The following is an 18,806-nucleotide window of genomic DNA, read 5'->3' as shown; positions in this document are numbered from 1 at the left end:
CACATGTCCTACTTTCTCATCGCTTTATTGACTGAAAACATTTCTTCGCGTAGGTCATAGAGAATAAATCTTGAAGCTTTCAACTTGTTTAACGGAACTCTCGTCATGACACATCTCACACAACTTGAAATTATTATCGAAAAAGCATTTGATGATCGCGATTCTATCAATACTACCACAAAAGGCGAAATCCGTGAGAGTGTCGAACACGCACTGAACCTTCTTGATAAAGGTGAAATTCGTGTTGCAGAACGACAAAAAAATGGGCAATGGCATGTTCATCAATGGTTGAAAAAAGCTGTTTTACTCTCTTTTAGGCTTAATCCTATGCAAATTATTGCTGGTGGTGTCAATGGAACACATTGGTGGGATAAAGTTCCTTCGAAATTTTCTGGTTGGAAAGAAGATGATTTTCAAAAAGCCGGGTTTCGTTCCGTTCCTGGAGCGATTGTACGCCATTCTGCTTATGTTGCACCAAACGTCATACTCATGCCATCCTTTATCAATCTTGGTGCTTTTGTCGATGAGGGTACAATGGTTGATACATGGACAACCGTTGGTTCTTGCGCACAAATTGGCAAACATGTTCATCTTTCTGGCGGTGTTGGCATCGGAGGTGTTTTAGAACCACTGCAAGCAAATCCAACCATTATTGAAGATCACTGCTTTATTGGTGCACGCTCTGAAGTTGTTGAAGGCTGCATTATTCGTGAAGGCGCTGTTTTGGGAATGGGCGTTTTTATTGGACAATCCACCAAAATTATTGATCGTACAACAGGAGAAGTTTTTATCGGTGAAGTACCAGCCTATTCGGTTGTTGTACCAGGGTCTCTCCCTGGAAAACCACTCCCAAATGGTGAAGCAGGTCCAAACCTTTATTGTGCTGTTATCGTAAAACGGGTTGATCAAAAAACACGAGAGAAGACATCTATTAACGATCTTTTACGTGATGAGACACACTGTTGATTTATAATGATCATTCATTGTTTTTCAACTCGAATAACATCTCCAAAATACAGGGATTGTATCCTTTCATATTGAAGCAATCGCTCTCATTTCCTTGCGCATTACAAACGCCGTTAGTGTATGCGTAAGACACACCTCAATAAAAAGAGTAAAAATGTCTTTAATGAACGTTTTTAAACACCAAGAGCTATCATAACATTTTGAACGCCAAAGAGTGTTATGATAGCATCATGCATTTTTATGACATATAAAGAGATTATGTCAAATAGGTCTTTATGTCATTCACGAAGACTTTACCGTTATACTTTTTACGAACACCATTGTGAAATGAGGTCGGGTACACTGAGAGATATTTCTTTAAAATAAACACGCTAATATGCAACATAAATATATTTTGTTTAAAGCATTCCGTTTTACGTTTACGTGTGCAACGTGATACAATGAAAAAAGCATTTTACCTAAAAATATAGGTACTGCGCAATTTCCATTAAAAAGCACTCTTTAAAAACTGAACCAATCGACAAAAGCAAAAGTGCAATTAATGAAGGAAAATGTTGTTTTTTTCATTATTTATTCATTTTAAGCGCTTGAATAAAAGCTGACTGAGGAATTTCTACCTTTCCAAATTGACGCATCCGTTTTTTACCTTCTTTTTGCTTTTCCAAAAGTTTGCGCTTCCGTGTTACATCGCCCCCGTAACATTTTGCTGTTACATCTTTACGCAAAGCGCGAATCGTTTCACGCGCTATAACTTTACCACCAATTGCTGCTTGAACTGGAATCTGAAACATATGCTGGGGAATAAGATCTTTCAGCTTTTCGCACATGGAACGCCCGCGCTTTTCTGCAATCGTACGGTGCACAAGCATCGACAATGCGTCTATAGGCTCTCCATTCACCAAAATAGACATTTTAACTAAGTCCCCTTCTACATAATCTGTCATCTGATAATCAAAAGAAGCATAACCCTTTGAGATTGATTTTAAGCGATCATAAAAATCAAAAACAACTTCATTCAGGGGTAAATCATACGTCACCATAGCACGCGTTCCAACATAGGATAAATCAACCTGTATCCCACGTCGCTCTTGGCACAGTTCTAAAATTGACCCAAGATAATTATCAGGAGTCATGATTGTCGCTCGGATCCACGGTTCCTCGATAGAAGAAATTTTGACCACATCAGGCATATCTGCTGGATTGTGTAATTCTTTAACAGAACCATCATTCATATTCATGCGATAAACAACTGACGGTGCTGTCGCGATTAAATCTAAATTAAACTCACGCTCTAACCGTTCTTGAATAATTTCAAGATGAAGAAGCCCCAAAAAGCCACACCGAAAACCAAACCCCAAAGCCGCTGATGTTTCCATTTCAAAAGAAAAACTTGCATCATTTAAGCGCAATTTGCCCATGGCTGCACGCAAATCTTCAAAATCAGCAGCATCAATTGGAAAAAGTCCACAAAAGACAACCGGTTGCGCAGGCTTAAAACCAGGTAAAGCGTTTTCACAAGGACGACGCTCTTCCGTAATCGTATCCCCAACACGTGTATCAGCAACCTCTTTGATAGAAGCAGTGATAAAACCAATTTCACCTGGTCCTAACTCATCAACCTGGACCATTTTAGGTGTAAAAACACCAACGCGCTCAACGGGATATTTTGCCCCCGTACCCATCATACGAATGGTTTGACCTTTTTTTAAAATACCATCTATCACCCTTACCAAAACAATGACGCCAAGATATGCATCATACCAGCTATCAACCAACATTGCCTTCAGGGGATTTGCAATATCGCCGGTGCGTGGAGGCGGTAATTGTGTAACAATTGCCTCCAAAACATCTGGAACACCCAAACCTGTTTTTGCTGATATTTCTACCGCTTGAGATGTATCAATGCCGATCACATCTTCAATTTGTTCTTTAACACGCTCAGGCTCTGCTGCTGGAAGGTCAACTTTATTGAGCACAACGACCAACTCATGGGAATTATCAATGGCTTGATAAACATTTGCCAAAGTCTGCGCCTCGACACCTTGGCTTGCATCCACCACCAATAGAGAACCTTCACAAGCTGCCAACGAACGCGAAACCTCATAAGCAAAATCCACATGTCCAGGTGTGTCCATAAGATTTAAAATATAAGTTTCACCATTCTTTGCCTTATAGTGTAAACGGACTGTTTGTGCTTTAATCGTAATTCCACGTTCACGCTCAATATCCATGGAATCGAGCACTTGTTCCTTCATCTCACGTGTATCAAGCCCCCCTGTTATTTGAATCAAACGATCCGCTAAAGTGGACTTGCCGTGATCAATATGCGCCACGATGGAAAAATTACGAATATAATTACGATCTATTGTCATATAAGGCGATTTAGCAAAGAATAATACAAAACGCAAAGACCAATTATGTCCTTTTGAGAACCTTTCAAAAGAATATTAATCAAAAGATTTTCTCAAAACACAACTTCTCATAGTCTAAAAAATAAGGCTTTTGTTTACTCAATTAAAGACCAAAGGAACTAAAATGATCTTTTCACATCTTGTTTGATGATTGATAAGACCGGATAAGCCGGTATCATCACACGCTTTGCCAACCTACAGTTGCGACAGTTTTGACTCTTGAAAGAATTTATAGGAGGCATGCCTTTTTTGTACCGTTCTTAACCACATGGACCACCCACTTACATGGTGTAGCAACAAGTGATTTGGATTAATTTCACTGTGAAAAAGATTTGAAATGATGCTCTGTGGTTTTTATAAACTTCACGTGGACTGCCAATGAGTATGATATATATTGGGAAAATTGTCTTTTTAAAAAGCGCGGTAATATATAACATTACGGGGGACCGCTTTGAGCGTTCTATTTTGCTTGGCAAGCCTAATCCCATAAAAGGAACAAAAGAAATAACATGGCACCAATGCAAAATCCCCATTATAGGTATTATCTTGGATGTTTTTTGGTTGTAAAGAAAAATTTAAAAATAATAATAAAGATGAGAGCTGATTTTTATCTTTATCCCTTCATATTTTAATCCCATGAAGGTGATCTTCCCGTCTCAGAAATCAGAAAAAAAATAAATACTCTTGCTCCAATTTCGCATACAAAAGCAGGAACAGCTTATAAAGCCTCTTCATCATCTTTATATTAAAAAAAGTCTCAAAAATGAAAACTCTGCAAGCAAAAAACGCATGTAATACAATCATCGTAGAAAAAATGTATCGCTAACCGATTTTTTCAATTGCTTTATTTTTTTTACGCCATTGTGAAGGTTGTAATTCAGCAACAATGATCCCAATCAGAATAAGCAAACCACCCAATAAAGCTAAAGGAGATAAATGCTCTCCAGCCAAACGCCCAACGATACCAGCCCATACCGGTTCACCTGCGTAAATGAGTGTTGCACGCGTAGGGGAAATAGACTTTTGTGCCCAATTCATAGCCAATTGAATAATAGCACTCATTAATGCCAATCCCATACCAATACTAAACCATACCCACGAAAATTCAGGAATGCTTTCACCCATCAAAGGCATACAAGCAAATGAAAAAAAACCACTAAAGAATAACTGGATAATGGTTACACGCCGACTATCAACCTTGTTGGCAAAAATTCCGATGAGTATGACTTCTCCAGCAATCGCTAAAGCACCCAACAAGGTCAAAATTTCACCTTTTGAAAAATCAAAACTTCCCGGCTTTTGTCCTGAAACAAGGACAAGCCCAATAAAAGCGAAAACAATACCAACCCAACAGGCAAAACGAGGAGGTTTTTTAAAAACAATCCATTGCAAGATTGGAACCATCGGAACATAAAGCGCTGTGATAAAAGCCGACTGACTACTAATAATCGTTTGCAGTCCTGCAGCTTGAAAAGCATACCCAAAAAACATGGATAAACCAATTGTCATCCCAGCAAAAACTTCATAAACAGTTATACCTTTTATAGAGCGCCAAAAAATTGCTCCACATATAAAGGATGCAACAATAAAACGAAATCCAACAAAAAACAAAGGACCGCTATAGCGTACCGCAATGTGAATGACTAAAAATGTAATCCCCCACAATATTGTTGCAGCAAATATTGCCAATTCTGGTTTACTTAATAAAGGATATTTAAACTGTTTTATATTTGTCATGAAAGGCCTTCTCCTCCAATGTTCCGTAAAATTTATGAAACAATAAGCGTTCCAACTCCCTGTTCGGTAAACAGCTCTAGTAAAACAGAATGAGGGGTTTTTCCATTTAAAATAACAACACCTTCTACACCATTTTGAAGGGCTTTCACACAAGTCTCTACTTTTGGAATCATGCCTCCTGAAATTGTTCCATTTTTGATAAGTTTCTCAGCTTCAGAAACTGTCAATTCTTTTAAAAGTTTGCCTTGTTTATCCAAAACACCAGGAACATCGGTAAGAAATAAAAGACGTTTGGCCTCTAATGCACCCGCAATAGCTCCAGCAAAAATATCAGCATTAATATTATAAGTTTTACCATCTCGACCTGGAGCCACAGGAGCAAGAACCGGTATCATTTCAGAACAAGCTAAAAGATCCAACAATGTACGATCAACTTCAATAGGCTCACCAACAAACCCCAAATCTAAAACACGTTCAATATGCGAATCAGGATCAATGACAGTTCTGTAAGCCTTTTCGGCAAAAACCATATTGCCATCCTTGCCACACAGCCCTATTGCCCATTCACCCTCAGCATTGATAAGAGCAACTATTTCCTTATTGATGGAACCCGCTAAAACCATTTCAACCACTTCAACAATCCGCTCATCGGTTACCCGTAGACCGTTTTCAAATCGTGATTCAATCCCCATTTTCATCAAGATTTCAGCAATTTGAGGCCCACCACCATGAACAACAACAGGATTAATCCCCGATTGCTTTAATAGAGCAATATCACGCGCAAATGCTCGTCCCAAAGCAGGATCMCCCATGGCATGACCGCCATATTTTACCACAACCGTTTCATTTTCGTATTTTTGCATATAAGGTAAAGCAGACGATAAAAATGCTGCTTGTTTTTCCAAAACATCGACAGCACTGTCTTTAGCATCATCCATTAATAGAGCCTCCTCATCACTTTTTACTATCTCTTAGTGAAATTTAGGAAAAGTGAAAACAATAAAACAAAGCTTTACTCTATCCATCCCCCTGAAAACCGTCAATTTTCCTTCAAATTACGAAAAAGTAATAACGAGATGAAACAAGAAAACAACTTTCTTAAAAAGTTAACAGCGAAAAATTAAAAAAATAAGCGCAAAAAACATCATTACTTTATGATCTTATGTATAAAATCAAAGAGTAAAACTTTTAAGCTACGCCGCGCAATCAACTCATTAGTTTACCCTTATGGATACTTAACAATGAATAGGAATATATACAACCATTGATTTTGTAAGATAATAATAAAATTAACATGTCACCGACATAGAAATCGCTCAATTGCTTGATTTACATCTTATCTAAAATTGAACATTCAAAAATATCAATTGAATAATTTATGAAAATGCGCGCTTTAGAGAATTATAAGAAACTGGTTTATAATCATAATTTACCGTTATCCGAGAAAATAACCTATATTTTAGAAGAGACTATGATTGAGTATATGAAAATAGTACCCATACAATCGGGAATGAGAGATTATATCATTGGGAAAAGATAGATTGCCCAAAATCTTCTTTAGCTTTACTCAAAAGGAGCTGGTTATTTTGCAGTTTTATTATAGAGCTTTAAAAGGAATTTTGGGTGAAAAAATCATAGAAAAGAAAGATAAACACAAAATTTTGAATGTTTAGCTGCTTCCTTTTCTTTAAAAAAGAAGGTTCTTAAGAGATTTAGTCCGTAAATAATCTGGTTTTTACTGGGCGGGTTCCACCTGATGACCGCTCATGTGATTTATTCACATAAGACTCTATGAATATAATCACACATTTCTAAAAAACACTTCAACAAGAGGCTTACATGGCTTGTCTCACCGCTCTAAATGACGAGCTTTTACGGCACAACAAGATAAATACTGTTAATATTAGAAATATTATCAGTATATGGATAAGCCCTTTAATGTTATAGATATTCAAAGGAAAGGCTTATCCATGAAATGTAAAAACTCTCCGCAGCAGGAACTTACACTAAATTAATCGTTTCTCTCTTTTCTTTTTAAACCAAAAGAATGCTTTTCAAAGGTGATAAGACAATAAAAAGTTTAATGAAAATAACCTCAAACAATGTTTTCTTATTTATTCTGAATAACATTTACATATTTTAACCAGAAATATTTTCAAAAAATTCTTTCATACGGGAAAAAAAACCATGTGATTGTGGTGAGTTTTCATGATTTGAGAGTTTTTCAAATTTTTGCAAGAGTTCACGTTGCTCTTGCGTGAGTTTCTGCGGTGTTTCAATCGAGATATGGATGTAAAGGTCACCCCTTTCTTGCTGACGGCGCAACATGGGCATACCTTTGCCTTTAAGGCGGAATTGACGTCCATTTTGTGTCCCCTCTGGAATCTTAACACGTGCTTTAACACCATCAAGGTCAGAAACTTCAAACTCCCCTCCTAAAGCCGCTGTTACCATTGAAATAGGAACGCGACAGTGAAGATCTGCTCCTTCGCGCTGAAAAAATTCATGCGGTTTAACGGAAAGAAAAATATAAAGATCACCATTAGGACCACCACGAATACCGGCATCCCCCTCACCAGAAAGACGAATACGCGTCCCATCTTCAATACCAGCTGGAATATTCACGCTCAATGAACGTTTTTTCTCTATACGTCGTGTCCCCTGACATTTAGGACATGGATCCGTAATCGTTTCACCACGTCCATGACATGTAGGACATGTGCGCTCAATAGAAAAGAAACCTTGTGCAGCACGCACACGACCAGATCCATGACATGTTCCACAAACTTGTGGTCTAGAGCCCTTTCTCGCTCCTGAACCTTCACAAACATCGCACGTGAGCGAACTAGGAATATTAATTTCTGCAGTTTTTCCTGAAAATGCCTCTTCTAAAGTCACTTCCATATTATAACTCAGATCTGCACCACGTTCGCGACCATCCCCACGCTTACGGTGCGCACCTCCCATGATCTCACCAAAAAAGTCTTCAAAAATATCAGCAAATCCACTACCAGCAGCAAAACCGCTAAAGGGATTGCCTCCTCCTTGACCACCACTATTTTCAAAGGCCGCATGACCAAATCGATCATAAGCCGCACGCTTTTGAGGATCTTTAAGAACTTCATAGGCTTCGCCAATTTCTTTGAATTTTCGCTCCGCCTCTTTATCCCCAGCATTGCGATCAGGATGATATTGCATTGCCAACTTACGAAAAGCAGATTTCAACTTTTTATCATCACATTCACGAGTCACGCCAAGAATTTCATAATAGTCAACCTTCATCATGTATTCCTGATAGTTTTTCTATCATCCACTTTTATGGATAATATCGCTTTTAATTTATATTTTTAGTAACAAAGTTGCAACTTATCTCAGATAATAAAGCCCAGCCTTATCTTTCAAAGGCCGGGTTTATCAATTAATCAACACATAGGCTGACACTATTTCTTCTTATCATTAACTTCTTCAAAATCAGCATCGACAACATCATCATTCTTTGTCTCTGTTTCAGTATCAGCGCTCGCTGCTTGTGAGGCTTCATACATGGCCTGTCCAAGTTTCATACTGACTTCTGCTAATTTTTGCATCTTTGTTGTTACTTCTTCCGTATCACTGCCTTCAAGCGCAGATTTCAAATCAGAGATTGCTGTTTCAATCTGTCCTTTTTCTTCAGCTGATACTTTATCGCCATATTCATTGAGTGACTTTTCAGTTGAATGAATAAGAGCCTCCGCTTGATTTTTAGCTTCAACACCTTCACGGCGTTTTTTATCCTCAGCCGCATGCTCTTCTGCATCCTTTACCATTTTTTCAATATCAGCATCACTTAAACCACCTGATGCCTGAATACGAATCTGATGCTCTTTACCTGTTCCCTTATCTTTAGCCGAAACATTAACAATACCATTCGCATCAATATCAAAAGTAACTTCAATTTGAGGTATACCGCGGGGCGCTGGAGGAATGCCAACAAGATCAAATTGAGCCAATAACTTATTATCACTTGCCATTTCCCGTTCACCTTGGAAAACACGAATAGTTACAGCGCTTTGGTTATCATCAGCTGTCGAAAAGACTTGTGATTTTTTCGTCGGGATAGTGGTATTGCGCTCAATGAGACGTGTGAAAACCCCACCCAAAGTTTCAATACCCAAGGATAAAGGTGTTACATCGAGCAACAAAACATCTTTGACATCGCCTTGCAAAACACCCCCTTGGATAGCAGCACCCATTGCAACCACTTCATCGGGATTAACACCTTTGTGAGGATCCTTACCAAAGAAGGTCTGCACAACTTGTTGAATCTTGGGCATACGTGTCATACCGCCCACTAAAACAACTTCGTCAATCTCACCAGCCTTTAATCCAGCATCTTTCAACGCAGCTTTACAAGGCTCGATGGTACGCTGCACTAAATCGTCAACAAGAGATTCAAATTTTGCCCGAGTCAACTTCATTGTTAAGTGCTTGGGACCTGATTGATCGGCCGTGATAAATGGTAAATTGATTTCTGTTTGCTGTGATGAAGAAAGCTCTATCTTTGCTTTTTCTGCCGCTTCTTTTAAGCGCTGTAAAGCGAGTTTATCATTTTTTAGATCAATTCCTTGCTCTTTTTTGAATTCATCAGCAAAATAACCAACCAAGCGCATGTCAAAGTCTTCACCCCCTAAGAATGTATCTCCATTGGTTGATTTAACTTCAAAAACGCCATCTCCAATTTCAAGGACTGAAATATCAAATGTACCACCACCAAGGTCGTAAACAGCAATTGTTTTTCCGTCCTTTTTGTCCAAACCATAAGCTAAAGCAGCCGCAGTCGGCTCATTAATAATCCGTAAAACTTCAAGTCCAGCAATTTTACCTGCATCTTTAGTCGCTTGACGTTGTGCATCATTAAAATAAGCAGGAACAGTAATAACGGCTTGCTCAACTTTTTCACCAAGATAAGATTCAGCTGTTTCCTTCATCTTTTGCAAAATCATCGCTGAAATTTGCGATGGAGAATATTTCTTACCCGCTTCTTCAACCCATGCATCGCCATTGTCACCTTTAACGATTTTATAAGGTACAAGCGCTTTATCTTTTTCAACCATAGGGTCATCAAAACGGCGCCCTATCAAACGTTTCACTGCAAAAACTGTCCCTTCAGGATTTGTTACTGCCTGACGTTTAGCAGGCTGTCCAACAAGCCGCTCTCCCCCATCAGTAAAGGCAACAACAGAAGGTGTTGTTCGCGCTCCTTCTGAGTTTTCGATAACCTTTGCGTTTTTGCCATCCATAACAGCCACACAAGAGTTCGTCGTCCCCAAATCAATACCAATTACTTTTGCCATATTATAATCTCCATTCAGCAAGCTACCTCAACCTTCATAAAGCATCTTTTTAAGATAGCTCCTCATAACACTCAAAGCCCTTATATTTATTGCTTCAAGCAACGTAAAATAATCATAAACCGCAAGTCGAAACAAGCCTCGCTGCCTCGTATATAAGAACAGGATTTTATTGCTACAAGAGAATAATGAGAGAAACATCTCCAAAATAAAAAAATTCTTTTAAAATAGGCACTCTAATAACCCATAAATACCATATTTATAAAAGACTTAAGATAATAATATATTTTTCTCGCAATTCTCAACAACCATATCTGTCTATAAAAATAACAAAGAGTAATTGCACACACACTCTTAAGCTCTCATCATTAATAAAAAATACTGACATAAAAGCTTTTTAAAAATATCGCTTAAAGGCGAATAACTTATATCATAAATATTATAAATATTAAAAAATTTCCTGAGGATAAAATAGCCGCCATATCTTATAAAACTATTTTCTATGAACCTCCTTCATAATATTAAACGGTGCTTTTCCATATGCTCATATTGATAACAATATTATCTATCAATCTCCTCTTAAAAACTCTCCTTCCAACAGCCTCATCATTCATTACTATTTGAAATCTGTGCTTTAAACGTATCTAAAGAACTTTTTTCTTAACTGTATAATTCTGAAATTTGAAAATATCTAAAATACCTCTGTATAAATGCTTTAAAGCGTCAAGAGTCATCGCAATACTAAGAGTTTATCAAGTATATGATCTTTCTGTATTGTAGCTTTATTCAGTAAAATAGTGGTGGACCATAAATTTATAATATTTACAAATACTTTTTTGAGATGCATACGCAAATATTGATAGCTGTTTTGTCTTTGTAAAGCTTACTGTATTCTTTTAAGATACCAGGATTCTATGATTTCTATTTTCATATCTAAATCAATTTTATTTTAGAAATTCTTTGCTTTTATTTTAAATAAAAAATCTGCTAAAATAAAAAACATTCAAAGTGTTCATCTTATGAAGGAGGGTAAATCAATGATGATATCTATTATCAAGACAATAACAAATCTCATCTTTAAGAATACAATACATGCACTATATTCACATAAAAAGGTTATCGCAAATATCATATGTGCTCTTCTCTTTGTGGGTATAACACTACCAGCAAGTGCCCAACAATATAAACTTGGTGACATAGAAATTCTCAACCCTTGGGCACGCGAAACACCTAAAGGTGCAAAAGTGAGTAGCGGTTATTTCTATATTATTAATCACAGTAATACCCCAGACCGTTTAGTTTCTATTTCCACAAACGGTGTAAAAACAACAGAAATGCACACTATGGCAGTTGTTAATGATATTATGAAAATGGAAAAAATGCATAATGGCATTGAAATTCCAGGAAATGGTGAAGTCACACTTAAGCCAGGCGGTGATCATATTATGTTTATGGGGCTTTCACAACCATTCAAGCTAGGTGATAAAATTAGCGCAGAGTTGACATTTGAAAACGCAGGAACCATTAATATTGATTTTTCTGTAAACGCTATGAAAACAACCTCATCTTCTAATTCTACTCACGTTCACTAAGCTCTTTTTTATAAATACAAATTTTATCAAATGAAGAAGCGTGAAATTTTTTACGCTTCTTATTTTTTGTTTAATGCCATAATATAAGCAAAAAATTATCCTCTTTGATGCGTTAAATATGGTCAATTTCAGGAATACGCAAAACTTGTCCAGGATAAATTTTATCAGGAGATTTCAACATTGGTTTATTGGCTTCAAAAATAAATGTATTTTTATCACCTTGTCCTTTTCCATAAATGTCTTCAGCAATTTTCCAAAGATTATCACCAGATTTAACCTCATAAAAACGAGAAGTTTTTCCAAGTGTCGCATCTATGACCTTTAATTGCTCGACATCCACAGAAGAGATACCTTGTGAATTGCCAACAACCAAAAGTGCTTTTTCAAGTGTTTCCCTATCTGGAACCTCACCGCTTAAAATAGCTTTACCGTCTTCAACTTGAATATTGACTTTTTCTGTACCAAGTTGAAAATGATCAAATGCCGCCTTAAAGTCTTTTTCTTTTGGTTCATGGTCCCCCATACCTAACTTTTCCCCTACAGTTTTAATAAAATTAAAAAATCCCATTATGACCTCCTTATCGTATAGCTGAAACAAATTTTTGTGCATATATTGCCGCATTCTTGTCTTTGCTCTTAAAACACATAGGCGGATTTTCTAAACTTCAACAATCAAAACTAAACATGTTCAATTTTGAGACAAAGATAAGAATAAACTCTGCAATAAATTTTGATAAAAAGAGCCTTTATGCAAATTTTCTTTCAAACGAAGGGATCTTAAGAGACGTAAAAACATTATAAATTATGAAAGCAAAACAAGATTTTACAGGAATGACAAAAGGTTTTTTACTTTGCTACAATTTGTATCATATTTGTTTTGCAAAAAAAATGTGAACTCCCATATAAATAAGTGTGGGTAATTTGCTACCACAGCCATAGAAAGGTCTAAGAAACCATGAAAGATACACCAACAATCACGCAAACGATTGTACTTGTTGATGATGATCGCAATATTTTGACATCTCTATCTTTTGCGCTTGAGACAGAAGGATATCGGGTTGAAAGCTATACAGATGGAGCATCTGCACTCAAAGGTCTCACACTTCACCCCCCACATTTAGCTATTTTTGATATTAAAATGCCTCGAATGGATGGGATGGAGCTTTTGCGTCGTTTACGTCAAAAATCTGATCTTCCAGTTATTTTTCTCACCTCTAAAGATGATGAAATTGATGAATTATTTGGTCTTAAAATGGGAGCTGATGATTTTATTACGAAACCTTTCTCCCAACGCCTTCTCATTGAGCGCGTAAAAGCCATTTTACGCCGTTCCAATGCACGTAATCAACCGCTTTCTACAGGAACTACTTCCACATCTTCCCTCAAACGTGGAGATCTTGTGATGGATCAAGAACGTCACACCTGTACATGGAAAGATAAACCTGTTATTTTGACTGTTACGGAATTTTTGATTCTGCAAACCCTAGCACAAAGACCAGGCGTTGTAAAAAGTCGTGATGCTTTAATGGATGCTGCCTATAGTGATCAAGTCTACGTAGATGATCGCACCATTGATAGTCACATTAAACGTCTGCGTAAAAAATTTAAACAAGTGGATGATGATTTTGCAATGATTGAAACACTTTATGGTGTAGGTTATCGTTTTCACGAGGTATAAGAGTGCTTTGTCGCAAAAATTTGAACGGCAATCAAATCGATGACTAACAATTCTCAACTGGAAACTTTAAAAAAAACAGCTCCTAATGGTATATTCTCAATGCCATTTCTTGTGTTTTCTCGTTTGCATCTTCGAACACAACGTCTCTTTAGGCAATTGCTTTTTTCCAGTCTCACACGCCGCATTGTTATATTAAACATTGCTGCCCTTGCTGTTCTCGTTACAGGCATTTTATACCTTAACCAATTTCGCGATGGTTTAATTGAAGCAAAAATTAAAAGTTTATGTACCCAAGGAAAAATTATCGCTGGGGCTATTGCTGCTTCTGCAACAGTAGATACAAATTCTATCCTTATTGACCCCCAAAAACTCTTAGAATTACAGACTGGTGAAAGCGTTACACCTGCCCCCCAGTCAACCGACTCTTGGGATTTCCCCATTAACCCTGAGCAAGTTGCCCCTCTTTTACGACGTCTCATCACACCTAAAACAACAAGAGCACGTATTTATGATCGTGATGCGACTTTACTTCTTGATTCGCGCGTTCTTTATTCTAGTGGAGAAGTTTTTAGCTATGATTTACCCCCACTTAAAACAGAACAAAATATGTGGGATCGCTTGACTGCGTGGTATTCAAACACATTGTATGGCAAAGGTATTGCTCTTGATAGAGAACAAACAAAAAACCGCGGTATTGCTTATCCAGAAGTGTACCGAGCATTAAACGGATCTCTTGCTACCGCCAAAAGACGCAACAGACAAGGTCAACTCATTGTTTCTGTTGCCGTTCCTGTTCAACGTTATCGTGCAGTGGTTGGCGCCCTTCTTCTTTCAACCACTGGCTCCGATATTGATAACATTGTAAAGGCCGAAAGATTGGTTATATTTAAAGTATTTGCCGTTGTAGGTAGTGTACTTTTGGTTCTTTCGCTCTTTTTAGCCCATACGATTGCCCATCCATTAAGTAAATTATCTGCCTCTGCTAACCGAGTGCGTAATGGCAATAATCAGCGTGTAGAAATTCCTGATTTTTCAATGCGTGAAGATGAAATTGGTCATCTTTCAACCTCTATCCGTGACATGACCAATGCCCTTTATATGCGTATTGAAGCCATTGAACGCTTTGCTGCTGATGTAAGCCATGAATTAAAAAATCCCCTCACCTCTCTACGCAGTGCTGTTGAAACCCTTCCTCTGGCTAAAAATGAAGAAGCACAGGAGAAATTGCTTGAAATTATTCAACATGATGTACGCCGTCTTGATCGGTTGATTACAGATATTTCTGATGCATCGCGGCTCGATGCAGAGCTTGCACGAGAAACCGCAGAGATTGTTGATATGACACCACTTTTGGAGAGTCTTGTTAATGCTGTTCAGGAAGTATACCGCAATGCGCAAACCATCGATGTAAGCCTTAATATTATCCCACGCCCTTATGGGAAAGCCTATCTTGTGCTGGGACATGAGCTCCGTTTAGGGCAAGTGATTTCAAATCTTCTTGAGAATGCACGTTCCTTTATTCCCCGTGATTGTGGCAAAATTTGTATTACTATGAAAAGTCATGCTTCAACCCTTATTCTAACCATTGAAGACAATGGCCCTGGTATTCGTTCAGAGAGTATTGAACGTATTTTTGAGCGTTTTTATACTGATCGACCAAACGAAGATGCTTTTGGACAAAACTCTGGACTTGGACTTTCTATTAGTAGGCAAATCATTGAGGCCCATAATGGAACAATTACAGCAGAAAATATTATTGATCCGGCACTTGGAAAATGTAAAATTGGTGCACGTTTTATTATTATGCTTCCCCTCGTTAAATGAATCTTTTATCCAAAGTAAAAGGTATGAAAACAAAATGTGAAATAGTCCACGCAAATTGCCTTCAACTGGGTGGAAAAGGGCTCTTAATTATGGGGCCATCGGGATCAGGGAAATCAACCCTCACACTCTCTCTGCTCGATCGCGCTGAATGGTCAAAACGTGAAGCAAAGCTTATCAGTGATGATTATACAATGCTGCGTGCAGAAAATGGAAAACTCCACGGATACACGCCTGACAATTTACGGGGTGGCATCGAGATTCGTGGCGCTGGCCTTTATATGATAGAGTTTCAGAATCATACAACTATCGACTGTGTTGTTTTTCTTGGTCCCCAGTATGAACGTTTTTCCACAAGTAAAACTTTTCAAGTTGAAAATTTGCACATTCCTCTTTTAAAACTTCCCTCTCTTCGTGAAGCCGATTGTACCGCCATTTGTCAAGCTATTGAAGCGTTTTTGTTTAGAAAAATATGGCACAAACCTGTCTAATTTTTTTCTAAAGATAAAAAAATCACACTTTTTGCCTTTTTTTTGCAAATTTTTCTTGGCAGCAAGACAAAGCCTTGTAAAATATCCTTCCCACCAATATGGTCGGACCTTATTAGTTAACAGGAGTTTGCGTAAATGATTGGACTCGTGCTTGTAACGCACGGTGAGCTGGCTGTCGAATTTTTACATGCCGTGGAACATGTTGTTGGAACACAAGAAAAGTTTGCAACAATATGCGTTTATCCCGATGACGATATAGATCAGCGCCGAGGTGATATTATAGCCGCAGTAACCGATACAAATACAGATAATGGTGTCATCATATTAACAGATGTGTTCGGTGGAACACCATCAAATATAGCTATTCCTGCTATTAAAAAAGGACGCGTTGAAATGATTGCGGGGGTTAATTTGCCCATGCTTATTAAACTGATTTCTATTCGCAAATGTCCTGATATCTCATTATCAGACGCGTTAAGAATAGCACAAGAAGCAGGACGCAAATATATTAATGTACCAAGTATGATTTTATAGCGGATGATAAAATATTGATGCTCTCCAAAGATACCCTCCCATGTATAAGCCGTCATTTCAATATCTGTAATAAACGTGGGTTGCATGCTAGGGCTTCTGCAAAATTTGTACAAACTGTTGATAATTTTAACGCCACTGTTGAAGTTGAAAAGGATGGAAAAATCGTTGGTGGATCATCAATTATGGGGCTTATGATGCTCGCGGCTTCATCTGGGTGCAATCTCACCATCCGTGTTTCAGGACCAGAAGCAACAGATGCTCTTAATGCTCTTGAAAAACTCATCAATAACAACTTTGGAGAGGAAAACTAGCGCTTTCTCATCATAAACAAGGATGATCCCCCTTAGAGAAAAAACTTTCCATTATTATCTTAGACTTTGATTGCTTTTCCCGTTTTTATGACACTATTCATATCCATTGTAGATTGGAACAGTTATTATAAAATTATAAATTGGTGGCTAATTTAAATAGTTGTTACGTATTATGGCTTTTTCCCAGCTCAATCGTATGATTTACATCTTTACAGAAAAGAGAATACTTACTTGCACTGAGTATGCTTTCTTTTAAGCGAAAAAAAATATCAAGATAATTTTACAAATTAGAAATCAATCAATTTTCCTTATTTTCTGCAAATGTTGTCGCCTTTCATAATACATAAAGAATTTCCCAATGCCCATCATTGTGATGCATATCATGAAAACGCAATTTTATTTTTATCGATATCATAACTCTTTTCTTAAAATAAACAGGCTTTGTACATTCATAATTATGGTAAACATTTTTAGACATTCTTTTTCTATATTCTTGCCTTATTTTCCGTGGCATTTTTCACTTTTAATTTATCCGTCAGTGCACTTGAGATAGCATCTTTTCATTATAACGGAGATAATATTATGGATCGTCTATTTAGTGCCCTTCAGATTCCTCAACAAACAACACAACAACTTGTATCGTTGCAAAATGGCTTACCAAATGCGCAGTGGATCAATCCGCAAAACTTTCACATCACTTTGTCTTTTTTCGGTGAAGTTGAAAGTGCTACAGCAGATGCACTTATATCCGCCTTTGATACAATAAAGCTCTCCCCTTTTATGCTAAAAATGAAGGACTTTGACATTTTTGGTTCAGAAAACGCTCCACATTCTCTTGTTATTCACATTGAACCTTGTGAAACTCTCAATCTTTTACACGAAAAGATGCAATATATTCGTAGTCATTTAAGGCTAACGCCTGATAAAAGAGAATTTACTCCACATATTACTATTGCACGACTGCTCGATATTAAATCCGAAGATCTTCCTCCTTATCTGTCCTCTCGGGGTGATTTTTCATTTCCTCCTTTTGAGGTTGATCATTTTGTTTTATTTTTATCACCCTCTCCCTCAAGTGATGCACCATATATTGTAAAAGGAAATTGGCTTCTTCAAAGATAAAAGGGCGTTTGTAACACCCTTTAAAGCTCTTTGAGAAAAGACCCATGCATGCAAAATTGCAAGGAACGCTGCATTTTACATTGAAGGCTCGTTATTGATGTGTTTTAGCCGAATCAGTTTCAACAGAAGCTTCTTTTGTTCCTCCTTTAGCAACACCCACTATAGCTGGACGTAAAACCCTTTCCCCGATAATATAACCGGCTTGAACAACTTGTTGAACAGTATTATCGGGAACATCAGTATTAGGAATTTCAAACATCGCTTGATGAAAGTGAGGATCAAATTTTTGCCCATCTGGATGAATTTTCTGCACCCCATGACGTTCTAATGCTGCCATCATGGCACGCTCAGTCATTTCAACACCTTCTGCCAATGATTTCAAACCAGCATCACTTTCCCGTGCACCTTCTGGAATCGCTTCCAAAGCGCGATTGAGATTGTCAGAAACAGATAACATATCCCGTGCAAAATTAGCAATGGAATAAGCTCTCGCATCCGCTACATCACGCGCAGTACGACGTCGAAGATTTTCCATATCTGCAGCAAGACGTAAAAGTTGATCTTTCAGCTCTTTATTTTCATCCTGCAAAGACGCTAAAGGATCAACTTCATCACTTTCTTTTGCAACGTCTCCATGTGCTTCTGTTTTATGTGTTTTTAAAAGTTCATCAGCTGCTTGTTTAAGTGTATTACGATCAGCGGGATTTTTTAAATCGCAATTTTCAAATGAAGCGTCAGTAAATTTGTTTTTTTCATCAGACATAAAAATTCTATTCCTTCATAAGATTTGTTATTCTCGATATCGAAATTTTA

General features: G+C 37.5%; 15 protein-coding genes. 8 read left to right on the top strand and 7 right to left on the bottom strand.

Annotated elements, in window-relative coordinates:
* Positions 1-105: 105 nt before the first annotated feature.
* Positions 106-966 (top strand): 2,3,4,5-tetrahydropyridine-2,6-dicarboxylate N-succinyltransferase, encoded by an 861-nt coding sequence (gene dapD, locus CER18_RS00555; protein WP_100128169.1) that lies wholly within the window; start codon positions 106-108, stop codon positions 964-966.
* Positions 967-1,532: 566 nt separating this feature from the next.
* Here dapD and lepA read toward each other — a convergent pair.
* The 5 genes from lepA to dnaK all read right to left on the bottom strand — a co-directional run bounded on the left by lepA (position 1,533) and on the right by dnaK (position 10,447).
* Complete coding sequence (gene lepA, locus CER18_RS00550; RefSeq protein WP_100128247.1) at positions 1,533-3,338, bottom strand: translation elongation factor 4; 1,806 nt, start codon at positions 3,336-3,338, stop codon at positions 1,533-1,535.
* 861 nt (positions 3,339-4,199) lie between these two features.
* Positions 4,200-5,114: a DMT family transporter gene (locus CER18_RS00540; RefSeq protein ID WP_100128167.1), complete on the bottom strand. Its 915-nt coding sequence runs from the start codon at positions 5,112-5,114 to the stop codon at positions 4,200-4,202.
* A 32-nt stretch (positions 5,115-5,146) separates the two neighbouring features.
* Positions 5,147-6,052, bottom strand: a complete 906-nt coding sequence (gene argB, locus CER18_RS00535) for an acetylglutamate kinase (protein WP_100128166.1) — start codon at positions 6,050-6,052, stop codon at positions 5,147-5,149.
* Between the two features lie 1,201 nt (positions 6,053-7,253).
* A complete protein-coding gene (gene dnaJ / locus CER18_RS00530; RefSeq protein WP_100128165.1) occupies positions 7,254-8,396 on the bottom strand; it encodes a molecular chaperone DnaJ in 1,143 nt (380 codons plus the stop codon).
* A 158-nt stretch (positions 8,397-8,554) separates the two neighbouring features.
* A complete protein-coding gene (gene dnaK, locus CER18_RS00525; RefSeq protein ID WP_100128164.1) occupies positions 8,555-10,447 on the bottom strand; it encodes a molecular chaperone DnaK in 1,893 nt (630 codons plus the stop codon).
* Between the two features lie 1,034 nt (positions 10,448-11,481).
* Between dnaK and CER18_RS00520 the strand changes: the two genes are divergently transcribed.
* Complete coding sequence (locus CER18_RS00520) at positions 11,482-12,036, top strand: copper chaperone PCu(A)C (protein ID WP_100128163.1); 555 nt, start codon at positions 11,482-11,484, stop codon at positions 12,034-12,036.
* Positions 12,037-12,148: 112 nt separating this feature from the next.
* Here the strand turns inward: CER18_RS00520 and lysM are convergent, their stop codons facing one another.
* Complete coding sequence (lysM, locus tag CER18_RS00515; protein WP_100128162.1) at positions 12,149-12,604, bottom strand: peptidoglycan-binding protein LysM; 456 nt, start codon at positions 12,602-12,604, stop codon at positions 12,149-12,151.
* A 387-nt stretch (positions 12,605-12,991) separates the two neighbouring features.
* On the opposite strand from lysM, the gene CER18_RS00510 reads away from it, so the two are divergent.
* From CER18_RS00510 to thpR, 6 genes are all read left to right on the top strand, one after another.
* Complete coding sequence (locus CER18_RS00510) at positions 12,992-13,714, top strand: response regulator transcription factor (protein ID WP_100128161.1); 723 nt, start codon at positions 12,992-12,994, stop codon at positions 13,712-13,714.
* 39 nt (positions 13,715-13,753) lie between these two features.
* A complete protein-coding gene (locus CER18_RS00505; protein ID WP_100128160.1) occupies positions 13,754-15,538 on the top strand; it encodes a sensor histidine kinase in 1,785 nt (594 codons plus the stop codon).
* A gap of 23 nt (positions 15,539-15,561) precedes the next feature.
* On the top strand, positions 15,562-16,026 hold the full coding sequence (locus CER18_RS00500) for an HPr kinase/phosphatase C-terminal domain-containing protein (protein ID WP_100128246.1): 465 nt from the start codon (positions 15,562-15,564) through the stop codon (positions 16,024-16,026).
* A gap of 135 nt (positions 16,027-16,161) precedes the next feature.
* A complete protein-coding gene (locus CER18_RS00495) occupies positions 16,162-16,560 on the top strand; it encodes a PTS sugar transporter subunit IIA (RefSeq protein ID WP_100128159.1) in 399 nt (132 codons plus the stop codon).
* Between the two features lie 17 nt (positions 16,561-16,577).
* On the top strand, positions 16,578-16,871 hold the full coding sequence (locus tag CER18_RS00490; RefSeq protein WP_100128158.1) for an HPr family phosphocarrier protein: 294 nt from the start codon (positions 16,578-16,580) through the stop codon (positions 16,869-16,871).
* Positions 16,872-17,453: 582 nt separating this feature from the next.
* Complete coding sequence (gene thpR / locus CER18_RS00485) at positions 17,454-17,993, top strand: RNA 2',3'-cyclic phosphodiesterase (protein ID WP_100128157.1); 540 nt, start codon at positions 17,454-17,456, stop codon at positions 17,991-17,993.
* A 91-nt stretch (positions 17,994-18,084) separates the two neighbouring features.
* On the opposite strand, the gene grpE is transcribed toward thpR, so the two are convergent.
* Positions 18,085-18,756: a nucleotide exchange factor GrpE gene (grpE, locus tag CER18_RS00480; RefSeq protein ID WP_100128156.1), complete on the bottom strand. Its 672-nt coding sequence runs from the start codon at positions 18,754-18,756 to the stop codon at positions 18,085-18,087.
* Positions 18,757-18,806: the final 50 nt, after the last annotated feature.

Source organism: Bartonella tribocorum (assembly GCF_002777915.1).
GTDB lineage: Bacteria > Pseudomonadota > Alphaproteobacteria > Rhizobiales > Rhizobiaceae > Bartonella > Bartonella tribocorum_A.
The sequence above is the reverse complement of the archived record's forward strand: the minus strand, read 5'-3'. Positions and strand labels throughout refer to the sequence as shown.